Consider the following 20871-nt stretch of genomic DNA (forward strand, 5'->3'; position numbering starts at 1 on the left):
CAACCTGCCCAATGACCGTTTCAGGAGCAAAAAACCATGGCCTATTGGCTGATGAAGTCCGAGCCCGACGAACTCTCGATCAAAGGTCTGGAAAAACTCGGCAAAGCGCGCTGGGACGGGGTTCGCAATTATCAGGCGCGCAATTTTCTGCGCTCGATGGCAGTGGGCGATGAGTTCTTTTTCTATCACTCCAGCTGCCCGGAGCCGGGAATTGCCGGAATTGGCAAAATAATCGAAGCGGCGTACCCGGATCCCACCGCACTGGAGCCGGAAAGTCATTACTTCGACCCGAAGGCGACGCCGGAGAAAAATGCCTGGAGTGCGATCGATGTCGAGCACGTCGAGACGTTTACCCGGGTGTTGAAGCTGGATTATCTGAAGCAGCAGACGGCGCTGGCGGAGATGCCGTTGGTGCAGAAGGGGTCGCGGTTGTCGGTGATGCCGGTGACGCCAGAGCAGTGGGCTGCGGTGATTGCGCTCAAGCCTTGAAGAATATGTTGCCTGAAACATCGCCATCGCGAGCAGGCTCACTCCTACAGGGGAACGCATTCCAACTGTAGGAGTGAGCCTGCTCGCGATGGGGCCAGCCCGGACAACGAATGGCTTATTGAATGATCAGGTTGTTGAACAACAGATCTTCAACCACCGGCTTGCCGGTCTCGTCATTCATCACTTGCTGGGTCTGCTTCAACGCTTCCTGACGCAGCTTCTCTTTACCTTCGATGCTGCCCATCGCCTCGGTGGTCTGCTGAGTGAACAGCGCTACCAGCTGATTGCGGATCAACGGTTCGTTGGCCTTGACCAGTTTGCTCGCCTCTTCGCCACTCACACGCAGCGCCACATCGGCCTTGTAGACCTTGAGCTTCGGTGTGCCGTCCAGCCCGTAGTTACCCACAAACGGCGGGCTCAGGGTGATGTAGCTTACCTTCGGCGCCTCGCCTTCTTTGGCTTCTTCGGCCAGCGCTGCCACAGGCAGAGACAGGGCCAGCAACAACATGATCCACGCTTTCACAATTCGCTCCTTATCCGGTTTGCGGCCTAGCATAACGACCCGCCGCGCAAGCACAAGCTTATGGCTGACTATCAGGGCCGGGCATGCTCGTTGACCCGTTGACTGACACACCTACACTTATCGGCCATCACTCCCAAAGGAATAGCCCTGATGAAAGCCGTGCTGTGCAAAGCCTTCGGCCCTGCCGAATCGCTGGTGCTGGAAGACGTCGCCAGTCCTGTCGCAAAGAAGAATGAAATCCTGCTGGACGTGCACGCCGCCGGGGTCAACTTCCCGGACACGCTGATCATCGAGGGCAAGTATCAATTCAAGCCGCCCTTCCCGTTCTCGCCCGGAGGTGAAGCGGCCGGTGTGGTGCGTGAAGTCGGGGAAAAGGTCAGCCACCTCAAGGTTGGTGACCGCGTCATGGCCCTGACCGGTTGGGGCAGTTTCGCCGAACAGGTAGCGGTGCCAGGCTATAACGTGCTGCCGATTCCGCCGTCGATGGACTTCAACACCGCCGCCGCCTTCAGCATGACCTACGGCACCTCGATGCACGCGCTCAAACAACGCGCCAATCTGCAAGCAGGCGAAACCCTGCTGGTGCTTGGCGCATCCGGTGGCGTCGGCCTGGCGGCGGTGGAAATCGGCAAAGCCATGGGCGCCCGCGTCATCGCTGCCGCCAGCAGCGCGGAGAAACTGGCGGTGGCCAAAGCTGCCGGCGCCGATGAGTTGATCAATTACAGCGAAACCAGCCTCAAGGACGAAATCAAACGCCTCACCGACGGCCAGGGTGCCGATGTGATTTACGACCCGGTCGGCGGCGATCTCTTCGACCAAGCCATCCGCGCCATCGCCTGGAATGGTCGCCTGCTGGTGGTCGGCTTCGCCAGCGGACGCATCCCCGAACTGCCGGTCAACCTCGCTCTACTCAAAGGCGCGGCTGTACTTGGCGTGTTCTGGGGCTCCTTCGCCCAGCGCCAGCCGCAAGACAATGCGGCGAACTTCCAGCAATTGTTCGGCTGGTTCGCCGAGGGCAAGTTGAAACCGCTGGTATCGCAGGTGTATCCACTGAGCAATGCGGCGCAGGCGATCAATGATCTTGGCCAGCGCAAGGCTGTGGGCAAGGTGGTGGTGCAAGTGCGCTAATTAACAATGAAAGCGCTTCAACCACCGGGCGACGCCGCAATGTCGCCCGGCATCAGATGCTCCTGAACCTTTTCGCTACGCGACTCAACCAACTGCCCCTTGTCATCGAAGCGCAAAACAATCAGCCAGTCATAAACATTCACCGGCCATTTCGGCTGTCCGATCAGCGCCGGGCCATCGCCGCCGAAAGCGGCAATCAGTTTATTGATGTGGCCGTGATGCCAAGCGATCAGCACGGTTTTCGCCTGATTCTTCTTGCGCAGCGAGCTGACCAGTTTGTCGACGTCGTTATTGGCGTAGGGCTGCTCGATCGGTAGTTGCAGGCGCTGGGACAGTGGAATCAGCGTCTGACGCGGGCGGATGCTTTCCGGGCTGTCGGCGGTAGCGATCAGACGTTGGGGCGTGAGTGTCTGGTCGTCCAGCTGCAAAGAGGTGAAATAGTCCGCATAAGCTGCCGCGCGCTGTTCGCCCTGGGCATTGAGTTCTCGGCCGACATCAGGCTTTTCCGCATGGCGGACGATCAATACGGTGACATTGCGCAGGCCTGGCGCTGAAGAACCCTGTGCGAAGTTCAACACCAGCACTGCAGCAGCCACCGCAACAACCATCAACAGTCTGGGCAATAGCCTGCGAACTTTCGGCGTCATCGTTTATCTCGAGAAATCAGGCGATCTGTAGATCGCGAGTCTAAGACACAACGTCCCGAGCGCGACAAAAACGCCCTGTTCTTACAGCTGAGCGACAGGTTCGTAAAGGAACACGCGACTTCCAACATTTTCCGCTATTTGCTCGATGCGAACCGGTGCTATTTTCGGTAACGAAACTGTAACATTCGCATCCGCAGTCAAAACAAGAAATCTGGAGCTCTTGAATGTTTGCTTTCTTTCGTCCTGCCGCACATCAGGCTCCATTGCCTGAAGAAAAAATAGACAGCACTTACCGACGCCTGCGCTGGCAGATTTTCGCCGGTATTTTCTTTGGCTACGCGGGTTATTACCTGCTGCGCAAAAACTTCTCCCTGGCCATGCCGTACCTGATCGACGAAGGCTACAGCCGCGGTGATCTGGGTCTGGCGATGTCCGCGATCGCCATCGCCTATGGCTTATCGAAATTCCTCATGGGCCTGGTGTCCGACCGTTCCAACCCGCGCTACTTCCTGCCGTTCGGCCTGCTGGTCTCGGCCGGGGTGATGTTCATTTTCGGTTTCGCGCCGTGGGCAACGTCCAGCGTGACCATGATGTTCATCCTGCTGTTCATAAACGGCTGGGCCCAGGGCATGGGTTGGCCGCCAAGTGGCCGGACCATGGTGCACTGGTGGTCGCAAAAGGAACGCGGCGGCGTGGTGTCCGTGTGGAACGTGGCGCATAACGTCGGTGGCGGCCTGATCGGCCCGCTGTTCCTGCTCGGCATGGGCCTGTTCAACGACTGGCACGCAGCGTTCTACGTACCGGCAGCCGTGGCGCTGGGCGTGGCCGTGTTCGCGTTCATCACCATGCGCGACACCCCGCAATCGGTTGGCCTGCCGCCGATCGAGAAGTACAAGAACGATTACCCGGAAGGCTACGACGCCAGCCACGAAGACGAATTCAGCGCGAAAGAGATCTTCGTCAAATACGTGCTGCGCAACAAAATGCTCTGGTACATCGCCATGGCCAACGTCTTCGTCTATCTGCTGCGTTACGGCGTGCTGGACTGGGCACCGACCTACCTGAAAGAAGCCAAGGGTTTCACCGTCGACAAGACCTCGTGGGCCTATTTCTTCTATGAGTGGGCGGGGATTCCGGGCACGCTGCTGTGCGGCTGGATGTCGGACAAGATCTTCCGTGGCAACCGTGGCCTGACCGGCATGGTGTTCATGGCACTGGTGACCGTGGCAACGCTGGTTTACTGGCTGAATCCGGCCGGCAACCCGACCGTCGACATGATCGCGCTGTTCTCGATCGGCTTCCTGATCTACGGCCCGGTGATGCTGATCGGCCTGCAAGCGCTAGAGCTGGCACCGAAGAAAGCCGCCGGCACTGCCGCAGGCTTCACCGGTCTGTTCGGTTATCTCGGTGGTTCGGTCGCGGCCAGTGCCGCGATGGGCTACACCGTGGACCATTTCGGCTGGGATGGCGGTTTCGTGCTACTGGTGGGCGCTTGCCTGCTGGCGATGGCCTTCCTGGCCCCGACGCTGTGGCACAAGCAAGTCGCCAGTCAGAGCCGTGAAGCAGTCGCTTGATCCGACTGTGATTTACAGCGCTTGAGCCGCGCCTCCAGATTGCGGTCTGGCATGGCGTGGCTGCGCAGGGCGTGCGCGGTCTGCTCGACATAATCGCGAGTAGTGCCGTAACGCCCGCTGGCGCTCTCGAACACCTGGCTCAGCACATGATCCGGCAAGTTGCCGGCATAGCTGGGCAGGTGTCGCTCCAGAACGAATCCCAACGCTTGCACCTGAGTGCCGTCTTCGAGCCGGCAGTTGAGCCAGTGTGGCCGATAGGATGGCACCGGCATCTCGCGTTTCCACAAGGCGTACAGCGCCGCATCGAGATTGTCTTCCGGCAAGCGATAGGCGAAGCCGCTGCACGAACCGCCGCGATCCAGACCAAATACCAGACCGGGCATTTCCGGCGTCCCGCGGTGCTCGTGCGACCACAGGTACAAGCCGCGATGGTAGCCATGCACGCGTCCGCGCACCCGCTCCACTGCCGAACACTCCGGCCGCCAGATCAGCGAACCATACGCGAACAGCCACACCGGCCCGCCCTTGTGGCGCGCCATGGTCGATTGCATGGAAGCGAGAAGTTGTTCGTGCGTCAGCTGCGGCCCAAGATCGAGCCGCGGAGGGTAATTCAAATTCAGAAAAGCGTTTTCAATGGCGCTCATGGCGAATAGCGTTCAGCTCCCCGCGGGTGAAGAATTACATAATAGAACGCACCGCTGTAACAATAAGGCACATATGTTTTAAGGCAATTTGAGTGCCATGGCACAGTTCTTAATTGATTGCCTGATTGATATATAACCTAGCGGTATTTATGCAATTACATAAATACCGATCGGCTATATAGAGAGTTATAACGGATTCAGGAGCGGGGAGCGTAAGCGAACACGTCCGCACGCATTTGATGGGCGTCCATCCCGGCTTCGACCAATGCGTCCAGCGTGCCGTAGACCATGGCCGGCGAGCCGCTGGCATAGACGTGCAGCGGTTTCAGGTCAGGGAAGTCTTCACAGACTGCCTCGTGCAGCATGCCGCAGCGCCCTTCCCAACCGCATTGATCACTGACGACTTTGTGCAGGAACAGATTGGGTAATTTCAGCCACTCGTCCCAGTGTTCGATCTCATAGAAGTCTTCCGGACGGCGCACGCCCCAGTACAGATGCACGGGATGTTTGAAGCCGTTGGCGCGGCAGTGCTCGATCAAGGCGTGAATCTGGCCCATGCCGGTACCAGCGGCAACCAACACCAGCGGCCCGTCGGGCAGCTCGGCCAGATGCGTATCACCGAATGGCAGCTCGACCCGCACCATCGCGTTGCGTTGCAGCTGTTCGATCAGGCTCAGTGCACTGGCTTCGCGCGCCAGCACATGGATTTCCAGATCACGCCCGCCGTGCGGCGCAGAGGCCATGGAAAACGCTGACTTCTCACCGTTCTCGCGCTCGATCATCAAGTACTGCCCGGCGTGATAGCGCGGTGGCTTGCCGGCCGGAGCGCGCAGGCGCACGCGCCAGGTGTCGCCACCCACATCGCGGCATTCGATGACCTGACACGACAGGCTGCGCACCGGCAGTTCTCCCAGCGCGAGCACGCCATCCCACAGCAGGATGCAGTCTTCCAGCGGCTCGGCTATGCAAGTGTAGAACTCGCCGTGGTCGTGCACCTTGCCGTCCTGCGCGACACTACCTTCAACCAGCAGCGCCGCACACACATGACAATTGCCGTTGCGGCAGCTTTGCGGGCATTCGTAGCCCAAGCGCCGCGCGCCGTCGAGAATCCGCTCACCGGGCTGTATCTCAAGCACTGCTCCGGAGGGCTGCAGGGTTACACGCATCAATCTATTCCTAACTGATTCCAGATGGCATCGATCCGTTGGGTGACGGCGTCGTCCTTGACGATCACGCGGCCCCACTCGCGAGTGGTTTCGCCCGGCCACTTGTGGGTGGCATCGAGGCCCATTTTCGAGCCCAGGCCAGAGATCGGCGAGGCGAAGTCGAGGTAGTCGATCGGCGTGTTATCGATCATCACCGTGTCGCGCTTGGGGTCCATGCGCGTGGTGATGGCCCAGATCACGTCGTTCCAGTCGCGGGCGTTGATATCGTCGTCGGTGACGATAACGAACTTGGTGTACATGAACTGTCGCAAAAACGACCAGACACCGAGCATCACGCGCTTGGCATGCCCTGGATACGACTTCTTCATGGTCACGATGGCCATGCGGTACGAACAGCCTTCAGGCGGCAGGTAGAAGTCGGTGATTTCCGGGAACTGCTTCTGCAGGATCGGCACGAACACTTCGTTCAGCGCCACGCCGAGAATCGCCGGCTCATCCGGCGGACGGCCAGTGTAGGTGCTGTGATAGATCGGTTTGATCCGGTGGGTTATGCGCTCTACGGTGAACACCGGGAAGCTGTCGACTTCATTGTAGTAACCGGTGTGATCGCCGTACGGGCCTTCATCGGCCATTTCGCCGGGGTGGATCACGCCTTCAAGGATGATTTCGGCGGTGGCCGGCACTTGCAGGTCATTGCCGCGGCACTTGACCAGTTCGGTGCGGTTGCCGCGCAAGAGGCCCGCGAAAGCGTATTCGGAGAGACTGTCCGGCACTGGCGTCACAGCGCCGAGGATGGTCGCCGGATCCGCGCCAAGGGCCACCGACACCGGGAACGGCTGGCCCGGATGCTTCTCGCACCACTCGCGGAAGTCGAGGGCACCGCCACGGTGACTGAGCCAACGCATGATCACCTTGTTGCGGCCGATGACTTGCTGACGGTAGATGCCGAGGTTCTGGCGTTCCTTGTTCGGGCCTTTGGTGACGGTCAGGCCCCAGGTGATCAGCGGGCCGACGTCGCCGGGCCAGCAGGTCTGCACGGGCAGCATCGCGAGGTCGACGTCGTCGCCCTCGATGACCACTTCCTGGCACACCGCGTCTTTGACGACTTTCGGCGCCATCGAAATGATCTTGCGGAAGATCGGCAGCTTCGACCACGCGTCTTTCAAGCCCTTCGGCGGCTCGGGTTCCTTGAGGAACGCCAACAGCTTGCCGATTTCGCGCAGCTCGCTGACCGACTCGGCGCCCATGCCCATGGCCACCCGCTCGGGGGTTCCGAACAGGTTGCCGAGCACCGGGATGTCGTAGCCCGTCGGCTTTTCGAACAGCAGCGCCGGGCCCTTGGCCCGCAGCGTGCGGTCGCACACCTCGGTCATTTCCAGCACCGGCGAGACGGGAATCTGGATGCGTTTCAACTCTCCGCGCTGCTCAAGCTGCTGCACGAAATCCCGAAGATCCTTGAATTTCATTGACGATGGCACCCTCAAAATAGGCGTACATCCTACCTGCTCTGACGGGCAAACAGCAGCCCGTCAGAGCCTGGCATCAATCAATTGTCGCTGGTGCCCAGCATCAATGGCGCAAACAACGGGCTCAGTCTGGCGCTGCCAACGTCCGAAAGATGATCGGCATCCTTGTACTGCGAGTGGCCGTCGACATCGATGGCGCACAAGCCGTCCTTGCACATCAGCGGCGTCGGATCGATGACATGAATGCCGGAATCAGCGGCGCTCATCGAACCGAACAACGAAGTGAAAAACTGCTGGCGAGCCAAGTGCTCGTTGAGCGGGCGACCGAGACCGTCTGCCGAACGGCCGATGCGCGCCAGACTGGTCAGACGGTCGATGAAGCTCTTGTGTTGCAGTGGCACTTCCTTGAACAGCCAGACTTGCACGCCCGCTTCACGCAGCTCGGCCACTTGCGCCTTGAGGGCGACGGCCATGCGCTGCTCTGCCTGACGTGGGTTGTCCTTGCGATCAAGCAGGAACTGTAGATCGCCATCGCCGTCTTCACGACCATAAACGTACAGGCTCCAGTTTGCCGCCAACACCACGTCCTTGATCCCCAGACTCGTGACGCGGTCCATGTTGCGCTGGTTGAAGTCTTTGCACTGAAGGCGCAAGTGGTCATCGATGATCGGCGGGCACCCGGTCAAGCTGTACAACCACACCGGCTGCACGTTGCGCCCGGCATTGCCTTCGATGGCCGGCAACAATGCAGCGGCGTGACTGTCGCCCCAGAACATTTTTGTCGCCGTAATATGTTGATCACCGCCCACAAGGCAGGATTTGGTCAACGCCTTATCGGTGCTCAAGTGCATGCAATTCGACTGCCCGGCGTTCCACTCACGCGATTGCGCATATTCCAGCGCCTTGCCGGTCAGACGCTGCGGAACACCGTCTGCCGAGCGAATCGCCGAGCCGGTGATCGCCAGAACCGTGATCGACACCAGACCGCCGACCAATACCGAATTACGGCTGGCAAACACACGCTTCTCACGAAACGGCAGCTCGATGTATCGCAGGCTCAGCCAGGCCAGCGCCAACGCCAGGGCCATCCAGCCAATTGCCTCCAACGGCTGGATGCCATCGATGGAAATCGCGTTGGCATACACGTAAACCGGCCAATGCCACAGGTACAGCGAATAGGACAGCAGGCCGATCCACACCAGAACCGGGATACTCAACAACCGGCCGGCCCACGTTGGGCCCTGTGCGCCTGACCAGATCAACGCCGTCGTACCCAATACCGGCAACAGCGCCGCCCAGCCCGGGAACACGGTGGTTTTGTCGTAGGTAAACACGGCAAACAGCACCGCCGCCAACCCTGCCAGGCCAACGGACTCACGCAGCCACGGCCGCGCGACATGTTTGGGCACGGGTATGACCGCCAGCATGGCCCCGCAGAGCAGTTCCCACGCGCGGGTCGGCAACGCAAAAAAGGCAAATTCCGGCCGGCGTTCGATGTAGACAATGTTCAAACCGAACGACACCAGCAGCACAGCGAACAACATCCAGCGCCAATGACGGACGTAGCGCATCATCAGCACCATCATCAGCGGGAAGAAGATGTAGTACTGCTCCTCCACCGCCAGCGACCAGGTATGCAGCAACGGCTTGAGCTCCGAGGCGGGCTCGAAGTAACCGTCTTCGCGCATGAACAGGATGTTGGAAATGAACAGCGACTGGTAACGAATCGTCCGTCCCAGCTCAGCCAGATCTTTGGCCGTCAGCAACAGCCAGCCCAATGCCAGCGTCACTACCACAACCACGGTCAATGCCGGCAGGATGCGCCGGGCGCGACGCCCCCAAAAGTCGAGGAAACTGAAGCGCTGGGCGCTGATTTCACGGAACAGGATTGAGGTGATCAGAAAGCCGGAAATGACGAAGAACACATCAACGCCGACAAAACCGCCGCTGAATGTATTGAATCCGAAATGAAACAGTACGACGGGAATAACCGCCAGTGCCCGTAATCCGTCGATATCACGGCGATTGCCAAACGTGTGCATAACCTTTCTTATCCTTGTAGGTACAAACCGCTCCAGACAAGGACAGTAGCGCGTTACGAAAGTTATTTGTTACGGACACAAAAAAAACGCCCCCTTTCGGGAGCGTTCTTTTTTACAGCGCGTGTATTACTTGCGCTTCATCGACAAGAAGAACTCGTCGTTGGTCTTGGTCGTCTTCAGCTTGTCGACCAGGAACTCGATGGCAGCCACTTCATCCATCGGGTGCAGCAGCTTGCGCAGGATCCACATACGCTGCAGTTCGTCGTCGGCAGTCAGCAACTCTTCGCGGCGGGTGCCGGAGCGGTTGATGTTGATCGCCGGGAACACACGCTTCTCGGCGATCTTGCGATCCAGAGGCAGTTCCATGTTGCCGGTACCCTTGAACTCTTCGTAGATCACTTCGTCCATCTTCGAGCCGGTTTCAACCAGCGCGGTGGCGATAATGGTCAGCGAGCCGCCTTCTTCGATGTTACGCGCAGCACCGAAGAAACGCTTTGGCTTCTCGAGGGCGTGGGCATCGACACCACCGGTCAATACCTTGCCGGAGCTCGGGATCACGGTGTTGTAGGCACGGGCCAGACGGGTGATGGAGTCAAGCAGGATCACCACGTCTTTCTTGTGTTCAACAAGGCGCTTGGCCTTCTCGATCACCATTTCGGCAACCTGTACGTGACGGGTCGGCGGCTCGTCGAAGGTCGAGGCAACCACTTCACCGCGCACGGTGCGCTGCATTTCGGTCACTTCTTCCGGACGTTCGTCGATCAGCAGCACGATCAGGTGAACTTCAGGGTTGTTACGGGCGATGTTCGCTGCGATGTTCTGCAGCATGATCGTTTTACCGGCTTTCGGCGGTGCAACGATCAGACCGCGCTGGCCTTTGCCGATCGGGGCGCACAGGTCGATTACACGACCGGTCAAGTCTTCGGTGGAACCGTTACCGGCTTCCATCTTCATGCGCACGGTCGGGAACAGCGGGGTCAGGTTCTCGAAGAGAATCTTGTTTTTCGCGTTCTCGGGACGATCGAAGTTGATCGTGTCGACCTTGAGCAGGGCGAAATACCGCTCGCCTTCCTTCGGAGGGCGGATCTTGCCAACGATGGTGTCACCGGTGCGCAAGTTGAAGCGGCGGATCTGGCTTGGCGAGACGTAGATATCGTCCGGGCCGGCCAGGTAGGAAGCGTCAGCGGAGCGCAGGAAGCCGAAGCCGTCCTGGAGAATCTCCAGCACGCCATCACCGGAGATTTCCTCGCCGCTTTTCGCGTGCTTTTTCAGCAGGGAGAAAATCACGTCCTGCTTGCGCGAACGGGCCATATTTTCTATGCCCATCTGTTCGGCCAATTCGAGCAGTTCGGTAATCGGCTTTTGCTTGAGTTCAGTCAGATTCATATAGGAATGACGTAATCATTTATGGAGGGGGGGAAATTAAGCTTTTGGCTTAATGAGGCCGCGCCGCGGAGAAGGCGACAGGATCGCGAACTAATTCGAAAAGGAGTGCGTCGGCGACGGCTAGCAGGGGGCAATGGAGAAACCAGTGCGGGGCCGAATGTACCACCTGAGTTTCGGAGCGTCTAGCCCTGAATATGCAAAAAGCCCCGCTAATTGCGGGGCTTTTTTTCAGGCACTTTACTGCGACGCTTAGATGTTGGCGTCGAGGAAAGCCGCCAGTTGCGACTTCGACAGCGCGCCGACTTTGGTCGCTTCAACGTTGCCGTTCTTGAACAGCATCAGCGTCGGGATACCACGCACGCCGTGCTTGGCCGGGGTTTCCTGGTTCTCGTCGATGTTCAGTTTGGCAACGGTCAGCTTGCCTTTGTAAGTCTCGGCAATCTCGTCCAGAACCGGAGCGATCATTTTGCAAGGACCGCACCATTCAGCCCAGTAATCGACCAGGACAGCGCCTTCGGCCTTGAGTACGTCGGCTTCGAAGCTAGCGTCGCTAACGTGTTTGATAAGATCGCTGCTCATGGAATTCTCCAGGTTGTAAGCAAAAAAACGTGGCCCATCATAGCCGCCCTTCCCCTGTTCAGGAAGCCGCAGTTGATTGAGTCTTGCTATGGCACTCGATGAGTTTGGGTATAGCTCAAGTCACGCCGTGGCGGGGGCAATGAAGGAAATTCCGGTACGCAGGGCGGCGTTGCGCACGTGTTCCTGCATGGCTTTTTGCGCCGCACCCGACGCCCGGCGCGCGAGGGCGCGGAGGATCTTGCGGTGTTCCTGCCAGGTTTCCATGGCGCGCTCGGCACGGATGAACGGTAGTTTCTGGCTTTCCAGGAACATTTCAGCGCTGGCCGTAAGGATGCTCAGCATCGCCTGATTGCCGCTGGCCAGGAGGATCCGTCGGTGAAATTCGAAGTCCAGTTTCGCGGCGGCGTCAAAGTCGCCGGCCTTCAACTGATCGCGCATGGCCGCGACATTGTCTTCCAGAGCATCCAGATCGAACGTGCTCAAGGTCACCGCCGCCAGCCCCGCCGCAAAACCTTCCAGTGCATAGCGCAACTGAAAGATATCCAATGGCGACGCCTGCGCCGCGAACGACCAGCCCGGTGCGTTTTCGCCGCGCGACAACTCCACTGGCGACTGCACGAACACGCCTTTGCCCGGCTGAATACTGACCACGCCCAACGCACTCAACGATGACAGCGCCTCACGCAACGACGCCCGACTGACACCCAGTTGCAGCGCCAGATCCCGCTGCGACGGCAAAGCATCGCCCGCACCGAAACCCTGCTCGGTGATCAGTTTGCGGATCGCTTGCAGCGCCACTTCGGGTACCGCACGGGAAATCGAGTTCATGGTTTTCAGACGCGCCAGGCCAATGTGCGGCTAGTTGTAAAGCTATTCGGCGAGTCCGGCAAGTCGTGCCCCAGCAGGGTTCGGCGAACCTGGCAGATGCGCCATGGCAGTGCGAAAAACAACCTGACTGTTCAGACCAGTAAGACCGAACAAAGCCGCTGAAACTGCGGCCTGCCGGGATAAAAGGCACGTCTTGGCACGGCCCATGCTCTGTCCGATCGCAGAAATCACTTCCCGCCGATCCGGAGATTGTTCATGACCAAGCGTTACAGCGCCCTCCTCGCCGCCCTGTTTTCCAGTCTGCTGCTCAGCCAGGCCCCTGCTCACGCCGACGGTCTCGACGACGTGGTCAAACGCGGCACGCTGAAAGTCGCCGTGCCCCAGGATTTCCCGCCGTTCGGCTCGGTCGGCCCGGACATGAAGCCGCGCGGCCTGGACATCGACACGGCAAAACTGCTGGCCGACCAGCTCAAGGTCAAACTCGAACTGACCCCGGTCAACAGCACCAACCGCATCCCTTTCCTGACCACCGGCAAGGTCGATCTGGTGATTTCCAGCCTCGGCAAAAATCCTGAGCGCGAGAAAGTCATCGACTTCTCCCGCGCCTACGCACCGTTCTACCTCGCCGTGTTCGGCCCGCCAGACGCCGCCATCGCCAGCCTCGACGACCTCAAGGGCAAGACCATCAGCGTCACCCGTGGCGCCATCGAAGACATCGAATTAACCAAAGTCGCCCCCGAAGGCGTGACCATCAAGCGCTTCGAAGACAACAACTCGACCATCGCCGCTTACCTCGCCGGCCAGGTCGACCTGATCGCCAGCGGCAACGTAGTGATGGTCGCGATCAGCGAAAAGAACCCGAAGCGCGTGCCGGCGCTGAAAGTGAAGCTCAAGGACTCGCCGGTTTACGTCGGCGTGAACAAGAACGAAGCGGCGCTGCTGGCCAAGGTCAACGACATCCTGACCACCGCCAAGGCTGACGGCGCACTGGAAAAGAATTCGCAGACCTGGCTGAAAGAGCCGCTGCCGGCCGATCTCTGATCGACTGCGCGGGAGACCTTCATGGCTTATCAGTTCGATTTCATGCCGGTGGTGGAAAACACCGACCTGCTGCTGCGCGGGGCGCTGTTCACCCTTGAGCTGACAGCCATCGGTGCGTTGCTCGGGGTCGGCGTCGGGATTGTCGGGGCGTTGGTGCGGGCGTGGAACATCCGCCCGTTCTCGGCGATCTTCGGCGTCTACGTCGAGTTGATCCGCAATACGCCGTTTCTGGTGCAGTTGTTCTTCATCTTCTTCGGCCTGCCGTCGCTGGGCGTGCAGATTTCCGAGTGGCAGGCGGCGGTGCTGGCGATGGTGATCAACCTCGGTGCCTATTCGACCGAGATCATCCGCGCCGGCATTCAGGCGATTCCGCGCGGGCAACTGGAAGCCGCAGCGGCATTGGCGATGACGCGCTTCGAGGCGTTCCGCCATGTGGTGCTGCTGCCGGCACTGGGCAAGGTCTGGCCGGCGCTGAGCAGCCAGATCATCATTGTCATGCTCGGCTCGGCGGTGTGTTCGCAGATCGCTACCGAAGAATTGAGCTTCGCTGCCAACTTCATTCAGTCGCGCAACTTCCGCGCTTTTGAAACCTACGCGCTGACCACGCTGATCTACCTTTGCATGGCGTTGCTGATTCGCCAGCTACTCAATTGGATCGGTCGGCGCTACATCAGCAGGAGCCGCGCATGAGCGATTTCACCTTCTGGGACATCCTGCGCAACCTGCTCGTCGGCCTGCAATGGACGCTGGCGTTGTCGCTGGTGGCGTTTATTGGCGGCGGCCTCGTCGGGTTGCTGATCCTGATCATGCGCATCTCGAAAAATCCTCTGTCGAGCAACATCGCCCGTACCTGGATCGAACTGTTCCAGGGCACGCCGCTGCTGATGCAGCTGTTTCTGGTGTTCTTCGGCGTGGCCCTGGCCGGGATCGAAATCTCGCCGTGGATGGCCGCGGCGATTGCCCTGACCTTGTTTACCAGCGCCTATCTGGCGGAGATCTGGCGCGGTTGCGTCGAATCGATTTCCAACGGCCAGTGGGAAGCCTCGGCAAGTCTGGCGCTCAATCCGCTGGAGCAACTGCGCTACGTGATCCTGCCGCAAGCGCTGCGCATCGCCGTGGCGCCGACCGTGGGTTTCTCGGTGCAAGTGGTCAAAGGCACCGCCGTCACCTCGATCATCGGTTTCACCGAGCTGACCAAGACCGGCGGCATGCTCGCCAACGCCACGTTTGAACCGTTCATGGTCTACGGCCTCGTCGCCCTCGGCTACTTCCTGCTCTGCTACCCCTTGTCCCTCAGTGCGCGCTACCTGGAAAGGAGACTGCATGCCTCTGCTTAGAATTTCCGCCCTGCATAAATACTACGGCGATCACCACGTGCTCAAAGGCATCGACCTCAGCGTCGAGGAAGGCCAGGTCGTGGCAATCATCGGCCGCAGCGGCTCGGGCAAATCCACCCTGCTGCGCACGCTTAATGGTCTGGAATCGATCAACGACGGCGTGATCGAAGTCGACGGCGAGTATCTCGACGCCGCGCGCGCCGACCTGCGCAGCCTGCGACAGAAGGTCGGCATGGTGTTTCAGCAGTTCAACCTGTTCCCGCACCTGACCGTGGGCGAAAACGTCATGCTCGCGCCGCAGGTGGTGCAGAAAGTGCCGAAAGCCAAGGCAGCGGAACTGGCGCGAGAGATGCTGGAACGGGTTGGCCTCGGGGAAAAATTCGATGCCTTCCCGGATCGACTTTCCGGCGGCCAGCAGCAGCGCGTAGCGATTGCCCGGGCACTGGCGATGTCGCCGAAAGTGCTGCTCTGCGACGAGATCACCTCGGCGCTCGACCCGGAACTGGTCAATGAAGTGCTCAGCGTCGTGCGGCAACTGGCCAAGGAAGGCATGACACTGATCATGGTCACCCACGAAATGCGTTTTGCCCGCGAGGTCGGCGACAAACTGGTGTTCATGCACCACGGCAAGGTGCATGAGGTGGGGGATCCGAAGGTGTTGTTTGCCAATCCGCAGACGGCGGAGCTGGCGAACTTTATTGGCACAGTTGAAGCAACAGCCTGAATCTGCCTTATCCTGATCGTTCCCACGCTCCGCGTGGGAATACAGCCAGGGACGCTCCGCGTCCCAAAAGCGGACGCAGAGCGTCCGGTGAGGCATTCCCACGCAGAGCGTGGGAACGATCAGGTTCGGGGTGCGCACTCCGGCGGTTTGAACCGTGCGCGTTGGCGCCAGCGTTTGATCGTGGCACGATGTCGAGGTTATCGACCGAGACCCCCTGACCATGCCGCAATCCCAAGCCAAGAATCTGTCCCTGATCGCCGCAATCGACCTGGGCTCGAACAGCTTTCACATGGTCGTGGCCAAGGCCCAGAACGGCGAAATCCGCATTCTCGAGCGCCTTGGCGAGAAGGTTCAGCTGGCTGCCGGCATCGACGATGAGCGCAAGCTCAACGAAGAATCGATGCAACGCGGCCTCGATTGTCTCAAGCGTTTTGCCCAACTGATCAACGGTATGCCGCTCGGCGCTGTGCGTATCGTTGGCACCAACGCTTTGCGTGAAGCGCGCAACCGCCTCGAATTCATCCACCGCGCCGAAGAAATCCTCGGCCACCCGGTGGAAGTCATCTCCGGTCGTGAAGAAGCGCGCCTGATATATCTGGGCGTGTCGCACACCCTCGCCGACACCCCGGGCAAACGCCTGGTTGCCGACATCGGCGGCGGCAGCACCGAGTTCATCATCGGCCAGCGCTTCGAGCCGCTGCTGCGCGAAAGCCTGCAGATGGGCTGCGTCAGCTTTACCCAGCGCTACTTCAAGGACGGCAAGATCACCCCGGCCCGCTACGCCCAGGCTTACACCGCGGCGCGGCTGGAGATCATGAGCATCGAACACGCCCTGCACCGCCTGACCTGGGATGAAGCCATCGGCTCCTCAGGCACCATCCGCGCCATCGGCCTGGCGCTGAAGGCCGGCGGCCATGGCACTGGCGAAGTGAATGCCGAAGGTCTGGCCTGGTTGAAGCGTCGGCTGTTCAAGCTCGGCGACGTCGACAAGATCGATTTCGAAGGCATCAAGCCTGATCGCCGGACCATTTTCCCGGCGGGTCTGGCGATTCTCGAAGCGATTTTCGACGCCCTCGAACTGCAACGCATGGATCACTGCGACGGCGCGCTGCGTGAAGGCGTGCTCTACGACCTGCTCGGCCGCCATCATCACGAAGACGTGCGCGAACGTACGTTAACTTCGCTGATGGAGCGCTATCACGTCGATCTGGAGCAGGCGGCGCGTGTGGAACGCAAAGCTTTGCACGCGTTTGATCAGGTGGCGGTGGACTGGGAACTGGATGACGGCATCTGGCGCGAACTCCTCGGTTGGGCAGCGAAAGTGCACGAAGTCGGCCTCGATATCGCGCACTATCACTACCACAAGCACGGCGCCTACCTGATCGAGCACTCGGACCTTGCCGGGTTCTCCCGCGAAGACCAACAGATGCTCGCGCTATTGGTGCGCGGCCACCGCCGCAACATTCCCAAGGACAAGTTTGCCGATTTCGGCGACGACGGCGACAAGCTGATTCGCCTGTGCGTATTGCTGCGCTTTGCGATCCTGTTCCACCATATTCGTGGAACCCAAGCGATGCCGCAGGTGGTGCTGCACGCCAAGGGCAACACCCTGGATGTGGAATTCCCGGAGAACTGGCTGGATGAGAATCAGCTGACTCAGGCAGATTTCGGGCTTGAGGCGGATTGGCTGACGCGGGTGGGCATCGTCCTCACCGTTCACTGAGTTGAATCTCCGGTGCAAAAAAGGCGATCCTTCTGGATCGCCTTTTTTATAGGGTTCGACTTGAGAGCGGAGGTGAACCTTCCCCTCACCCCAGCCCTCTCCCGAGGGAGAGGGAGCCGATTTGGGGGCTTTTCAAATCCTGAGTTCGACTCGATTTCTCAGGTCGGAGCATAGCGTAAGACACCTCGGTCAGTCCCCTCTCCCTCCGGGAGAGGGCTAGGGTGAGGGGCTTTTGACCTTCAAGGCTTTAGCTGCTCACCGGCAAGATCGGGCTGCCCAACCGCTCCAGCAACGTCGCCTGCGCACTGCGCGGGTTCTGGTTGCCGGTCGGCGTGTTGCGGATGTAACGACCATCCGACTGCAAGCTCCAGCTGTGGGTATTGTCGGTCAGGTACAGCTCCAGCTCTTTCTTCACGCGGGTCAGCAGTTTTTTGCCTTCGACCGGGAAGCAGGTCTCGACGCGCTTGTCGAGGTTGCGCTCCATCCAGTCGGCGCTGGAGAGGAACATCTGCTCGTCGCCGCCATTGAGGAAGTAGAACACGCGGGTGTGCTCAAGGAAGCGGCCAATGATCGAGCGCACATGGATGTTGTGCGAAACCCCGGTGATGCCCGGACGCAGACAGCACATGCCGCGCACCACCAGGTCGATACGTACACCGGACTGGCTGGCCTTGTACAGCGCGCGAATGATCTTCGGATCGGTCAGCGAGTTGAACTTGGCGATGATGTGCGCCGGCTTGCCTTCGACGGCGAACTGGGTTTCGCGGGCAATCATGTCGAGCATGCCCTTTTTCAGGGTGAACGGCGCATGCAGCAGCTTCTTCATGCGCAGGGTTTTACCCATGCCGATCAGCTGGCTGAACAGTTTGCCGACGTCTTCGCACAAGGCGTCGTCGGAGGTCAGCAGGCTGTAGTCGGTGTACAGCTTGGCGTTGCCGGCGTGGTAGTTACCGGTGCCGAGGTGCGCGTAACGGACGATTTCGCCGGCCTCGCGACGCAGGATCAGCATCATCTTGGCGTGGGTCTTGAAGCCAACCACACCGTAGATCACCACCGCACCGGCCGCTTGCAGACGGCTGGCCAGTTGCAGGTTGGATTCTTCGTCGAACCGCGCACGCAGCTCGATGACCGCCGTCACTTCCTTGCCGTTACGCGCGGCATCCACCAGCGCATCGACGATTTCGGAGTTGGCGCCGGAACGGTACAGGGTCTGGCGCACAGCGAGAACGTGCGGGTCTTTCGCCGCCTGACGCAGCAGGTCGACCACCGGGGTGAACGACTCGAATGGGTGCAGCAAGAGGATGTCCTGCTTGCTGACCACGCTGAAGATGTTTTCACTGTTCTGCAGCAGTTTCGGGATCTGCGGGGTGAACGGCGTGTATTGCAGCTCCGGATGGCTGTCGAGCCCGGTGATGCTGAACAGCCGCGTCAGGTTGACCGGGCCGTTGACCTGATACAGCTCGCTCTCGCTCAGGTTGAACTGCTTGAGCAGGTAATCCGAGAGGTGTTTCGGGCAAGTGTCAGCGACTTCCAGACGCACCGCATCACCGTAACGACGCGAGAACAACTCGCCACGCAGGGCGCGGGCCAGGTCTTCTACATCTTCGGAGTCGAGCGCCAGGTCGGCGTTTCGGGTCAGACGGAACTGGTAGCAGCCTTTTACCTTCATGCCCTGGAACAGGTCATCGGCGTGGGCGTGGATCATCGACGAGAGGAATACATAGTTGTCGCCGGGGCCGCCGACTTCTTCCGGCACCTTGATGATCCGTGGCAGCAAGCGCGGCGCCGGGATGATCGCCAGACCGGAGTCGCGACCGAAGGCGTCGATACCTTCGAGCTCGACGATGAAGTTCAGGCTCTTGTTCACCAGCAACGGGAACGGGTGCGTCGGGTCGAGGCCGATCGGAGTGATGATCGGTGCGATCTCGTCGCGGAAATAGCGGCGCACCCAGGTTTTGAGTTTGACCGTCCAGTTGCGGCGACGGATGAAGCGCACCTGATGCTTTTCCAGCTCCGGCAACAGAATGTCATTGAGGATCGCGTACTGACGGTCAACATGACCGTGGACCAGCTCGCTGATCCGTGCCAGCGCTTGATGCGGCTGCAGACCATCGGCACCGGCCTGTTCACGGGCGAAGGTGATCTGTTTCTTCAGGCCGGCGACGCGGATTTCAAAGAATTCATCGAGGTTGCTGGAGAAGATCAGCAGGAACTTCAAGCGTTCCAGCAACGGATAGGACTCGTCCAGCGCCTGTTCCAGCACGCGGATATTGAATTGCAGTTGCGAGAGCTCGCGGTGGATGTACAGGCTGCTGTCATCCAGGCCCGGAATGGTAATCGCCGGCACCGCCGCCGCAGGCTCGGCCACCGGCGCGGGTGGCGCAGGCTCCAGTTCCGGCGGGGTCTCGGTGATTTGCTCGACCACCGGTTGAGCTTCTTTTACTGCAACTTCCGTGAGTCCTTCGGTATTCATTGAATGTTCCTGGGAGGGCTATTTCTGCTCTCGTAACAATTGAGCGGCGCGGACAGCAAAGTAAGTCAGGATGCCATCAGCGCCGGCACGTTTAAAGGCGGTCAGTGATTCGAGAATCACCGCCTCGCTCAACCAGCCATTCTGGATCGCCGCCATGTGCATGGCGTATTCGCCGCTAACCTGGTAGACGAAGGTCGGCACTTTGAAGGCATCTTTTACCCGGAAAAGAATGTCCAGGTAGGGCATGCCCGGTTTGACCATGACCATGTCCGCGCCTTCAGACAAGTCCGCACCCACTTCGTGCAGCGCTTCGTCGCTGTTGGCCGGATCCATCTGATAAGAGGCTTTGTTGGCCTTGCCGAGGTTCGACGCCGAACCGACCGCATCACGGAACGGGCCGTAATAGGCGCTGGCGTACTTGGCCGAGTAGGCCATGATCCGCACGTTGACGTGACCGGCGATTTCCAGCGCTTCGCGAATCGCCTGAATGCGACCGTCCATCATGTCCGACGGCGCGACAACCTGAGCGCCAGCTTCGGCATGGGACAAGGCCTGACGGACCAGTGCGTCGACAGTGATGTCGTTCTGCACGTAGCCCGCTTCATCGAGTATGCCGTCCTGGCCGTGGGTGGTGAACGGGTCAAGCGCGACGTCGGTAATGACACCCAGTTCCGGGAAACGCTCACGCAGCGCGCGGGTGGCGCGCTGGGCGATGCCTTCGGGGTTCCAGGCTTCAGCGGCGTCGAGGGATTTCAGTTCAGGAGGTGTAACCGGGAACAGCGCCAGCGCCGGAATCCCCAGCTCGACCCATTTGCCCGCTTCTTCGAGCAGCAGATCGATCGTCAGCCGCTCTACCCCGGGCATCGAGGCCACGGCTTCGCGGCGATTTTCACCGTCGAGAACGAACACCGGCAGGATCAGGTCATCGACCGTCAGCACATTTTCCCGCACCAGCCGACGCGAAAAATCATCACGACGATTGCGGCGCAGGCGCGTGGCAGGGAACAGACGGTTGGCTGGGGTAAAGCTCACGGCGGACTCCTGAGCCCGCGCAAACGGGCGAGCGTGACAGTTATAGACGGCCATTATGACGAACAGATG

Annotated in this window: 19 protein-coding genes; 8 read left to right on the forward strand and 11 right to left on the reverse strand. The window is 59.9% G+C overall.

Features of this window, described 5'->3' with window-relative positions:
* Positions 1–36 precede the first annotated feature (36 nt).
* A complete protein-coding gene (locus tag PspS49_RS28325; protein ID WP_160042289.1) occupies positions 37–489 on the forward strand; it encodes an EVE domain-containing protein in 453 nt (150 codons plus the stop codon).
* A 115-nt stretch (positions 490–604) separates the two neighbouring features.
* On the opposite strand, the gene PspS49_RS28330 is transcribed toward PspS49_RS28325, so the two are convergent.
* Entirely contained in the window at positions 605–1012 is a 408-nt protein-coding gene (locus tag PspS49_RS28330; RefSeq protein ID WP_127930178.1) for a flagellar basal body-associated protein FliL, read from the reverse strand.
* Between the two features lie 150 nt (positions 1013–1162).
* Between PspS49_RS28330 and PspS49_RS28335 the strand changes: the two genes are divergently transcribed.
* Positions 1163–2140 (forward strand): NADPH:quinone oxidoreductase family protein, encoded by a 978-nt coding sequence (locus PspS49_RS28335; protein ID WP_127930179.1) that lies wholly within the window; start codon positions 1163–1165, stop codon positions 2138–2140.
* Positions 2141–2157: 17 nt separating this feature from the next.
* On the opposite strand, the gene PspS49_RS28340 is transcribed toward PspS49_RS28335, so the two are convergent.
* On the reverse strand, positions 2158–2787 hold the full coding sequence (locus PspS49_RS28340) for a flagellar basal body-associated protein FliL (protein WP_160042291.1): 630 nt from the start codon (positions 2785–2787) through the stop codon (positions 2158–2160).
* Between the two features lie 224 nt (positions 2788–3011).
* Here PspS49_RS28340 and glpT point away from each other — a divergent pair, with 224 nt between their 5' ends.
* A complete protein-coding gene (glpT, locus tag PspS49_RS28345) occupies positions 3012–4361 on the forward strand; it encodes a glycerol-3-phosphate transporter (protein ID WP_016985912.1) in 1350 nt (449 codons plus the stop codon).
* Here glpT and PspS49_RS28350 read toward each other — a convergent pair.
* The 7 genes from PspS49_RS28350 to PspS49_RS28380 form a co-directional block, all read right to left on the reverse strand.
* Complete coding sequence (locus PspS49_RS28350; protein ID WP_127930181.1) at positions 4337–5005, reverse strand: gamma-glutamylcyclotransferase; 669 nt, start codon at positions 5003–5005, stop codon at positions 4337–4339. The genes glpT and PspS49_RS28350 overlap by 25 nt on opposite strands.
* 197 nt (positions 5006–5202) lie before the next feature.
* Complete coding sequence (locus PspS49_RS28355) at positions 5203–6171, reverse strand: CDP-6-deoxy-delta-3,4-glucoseen reductase (protein ID WP_034151997.1); 969 nt, start codon at positions 6169–6171, stop codon at positions 5203–5205.
* Positions 6171–7637 carry a 4-hydroxy-3-polyprenylbenzoate decarboxylase gene (ubiD, locus tag PspS49_RS28360; RefSeq protein ID WP_008081413.1) on the reverse strand — a complete coding sequence of 489 codons (1467 nt, stop codon included), beginning with the start codon at positions 7635–7637 and terminating at the stop codon, positions 6171–6173. Before ubiD ends, PspS49_RS28355 begins: the two co-directional genes overlap by 1 nt.
* 80 nt (positions 7638–7717) lie before the next feature.
* A complete protein-coding gene (locus PspS49_RS28365) occupies positions 7718–9679 on the reverse strand; it encodes an acyltransferase family protein (protein ID WP_160042293.1) in 1962 nt (653 codons plus the stop codon).
* Positions 9680–9805: 126 nt separating this feature from the next.
* Complete coding sequence (gene rho / locus PspS49_RS28370) at positions 9806–11065, reverse strand: transcription termination factor Rho (protein WP_003229334.1); 1260 nt, start codon at positions 11063–11065, stop codon at positions 9806–9808.
* Positions 11066–11314: 249 nt separating this feature from the next.
* A complete protein-coding gene (gene trxA / locus PspS49_RS28375; protein WP_003206727.1) occupies positions 11315–11644 on the reverse strand; it encodes a thioredoxin TrxA in 330 nt (109 codons plus the stop codon).
* 120 nt (positions 11645–11764) lie between these two features.
* Complete coding sequence (locus PspS49_RS28380; RefSeq protein WP_102901411.1) at positions 11765–12472, reverse strand: FadR/GntR family transcriptional regulator; 708 nt, start codon at positions 12470–12472, stop codon at positions 11765–11767.
* A gap of 255 nt (positions 12473–12727) precedes the next feature.
* On the opposite strand from PspS49_RS28380, the gene PspS49_RS28385 reads away from it, so the two are divergent.
* The 5 genes from PspS49_RS28385 to ppx all read left to right on the forward strand — a co-directional run bounded on the left by PspS49_RS28385 (position 12728) and on the right by ppx (position 17297).
* A complete protein-coding gene (locus tag PspS49_RS28385; RefSeq protein ID WP_007911166.1) occupies positions 12728–13513 on the forward strand; it encodes a transporter substrate-binding domain-containing protein in 786 nt (261 codons plus the stop codon).
* A gap of 21 nt (positions 13514–13534) precedes the next feature.
* Positions 13535–14203, forward strand: coding sequence for an amino acid ABC transporter permease (locus PspS49_RS28390; protein WP_007911165.1), 669 nt, complete (start codon positions 13535–13537; stop codon positions 14201–14203).
* Entirely contained in the window at positions 14200–14850 is a 651-nt protein-coding gene (locus PspS49_RS28395; RefSeq protein WP_110718085.1) for an amino acid ABC transporter permease, read from the forward strand. Before PspS49_RS28390 ends, PspS49_RS28395 begins: the two co-directional genes overlap by 4 nt.
* Entirely contained in the window at positions 14837–15574 is a 738-nt protein-coding gene (locus PspS49_RS28400; protein ID WP_007911148.1) for an amino acid ABC transporter ATP-binding protein, read from the forward strand. The genes PspS49_RS28395 and PspS49_RS28400 overlap by 14 nt, the downstream gene beginning before the upstream one ends.
* Before the next feature lie 220 nt (positions 15575–15794).
* Positions 15795–17297 (forward strand): exopolyphosphatase, encoded by a 1503-nt coding sequence (gene ppx, locus PspS49_RS28405; protein ID WP_016985904.1) that lies wholly within the window; start codon positions 15795–15797, stop codon positions 17295–17297.
* Between the two features lie 247 nt (positions 17298–17544).
* On the opposite strand, the gene ppk1 is transcribed toward ppx, so the two are convergent.
* Positions 17545–19770 (reverse strand): polyphosphate kinase 1, encoded by a 2226-nt coding sequence (gene ppk1, locus PspS49_RS28410; RefSeq protein ID WP_160042295.1) that lies wholly within the window; start codon positions 19768–19770, stop codon positions 17545–17547.
* 18 nt (positions 19771–19788) lie between these two features.
* Positions 19789–20802 (reverse strand): porphobilinogen synthase, encoded by a 1014-nt coding sequence (gene hemB, locus PspS49_RS28415; RefSeq protein WP_127930185.1) that lies wholly within the window; start codon positions 20800–20802, stop codon positions 19789–19791.
* Positions 20803–20871 lie beyond the last annotated feature (69 nt).

Source organism: Pseudomonas sp. S49 (assembly GCF_009866785.1).
Classification (GTDB): Bacteria; Pseudomonadota; Gammaproteobacteria; order Pseudomonadales; family Pseudomonadaceae; genus Aquipseudomonas.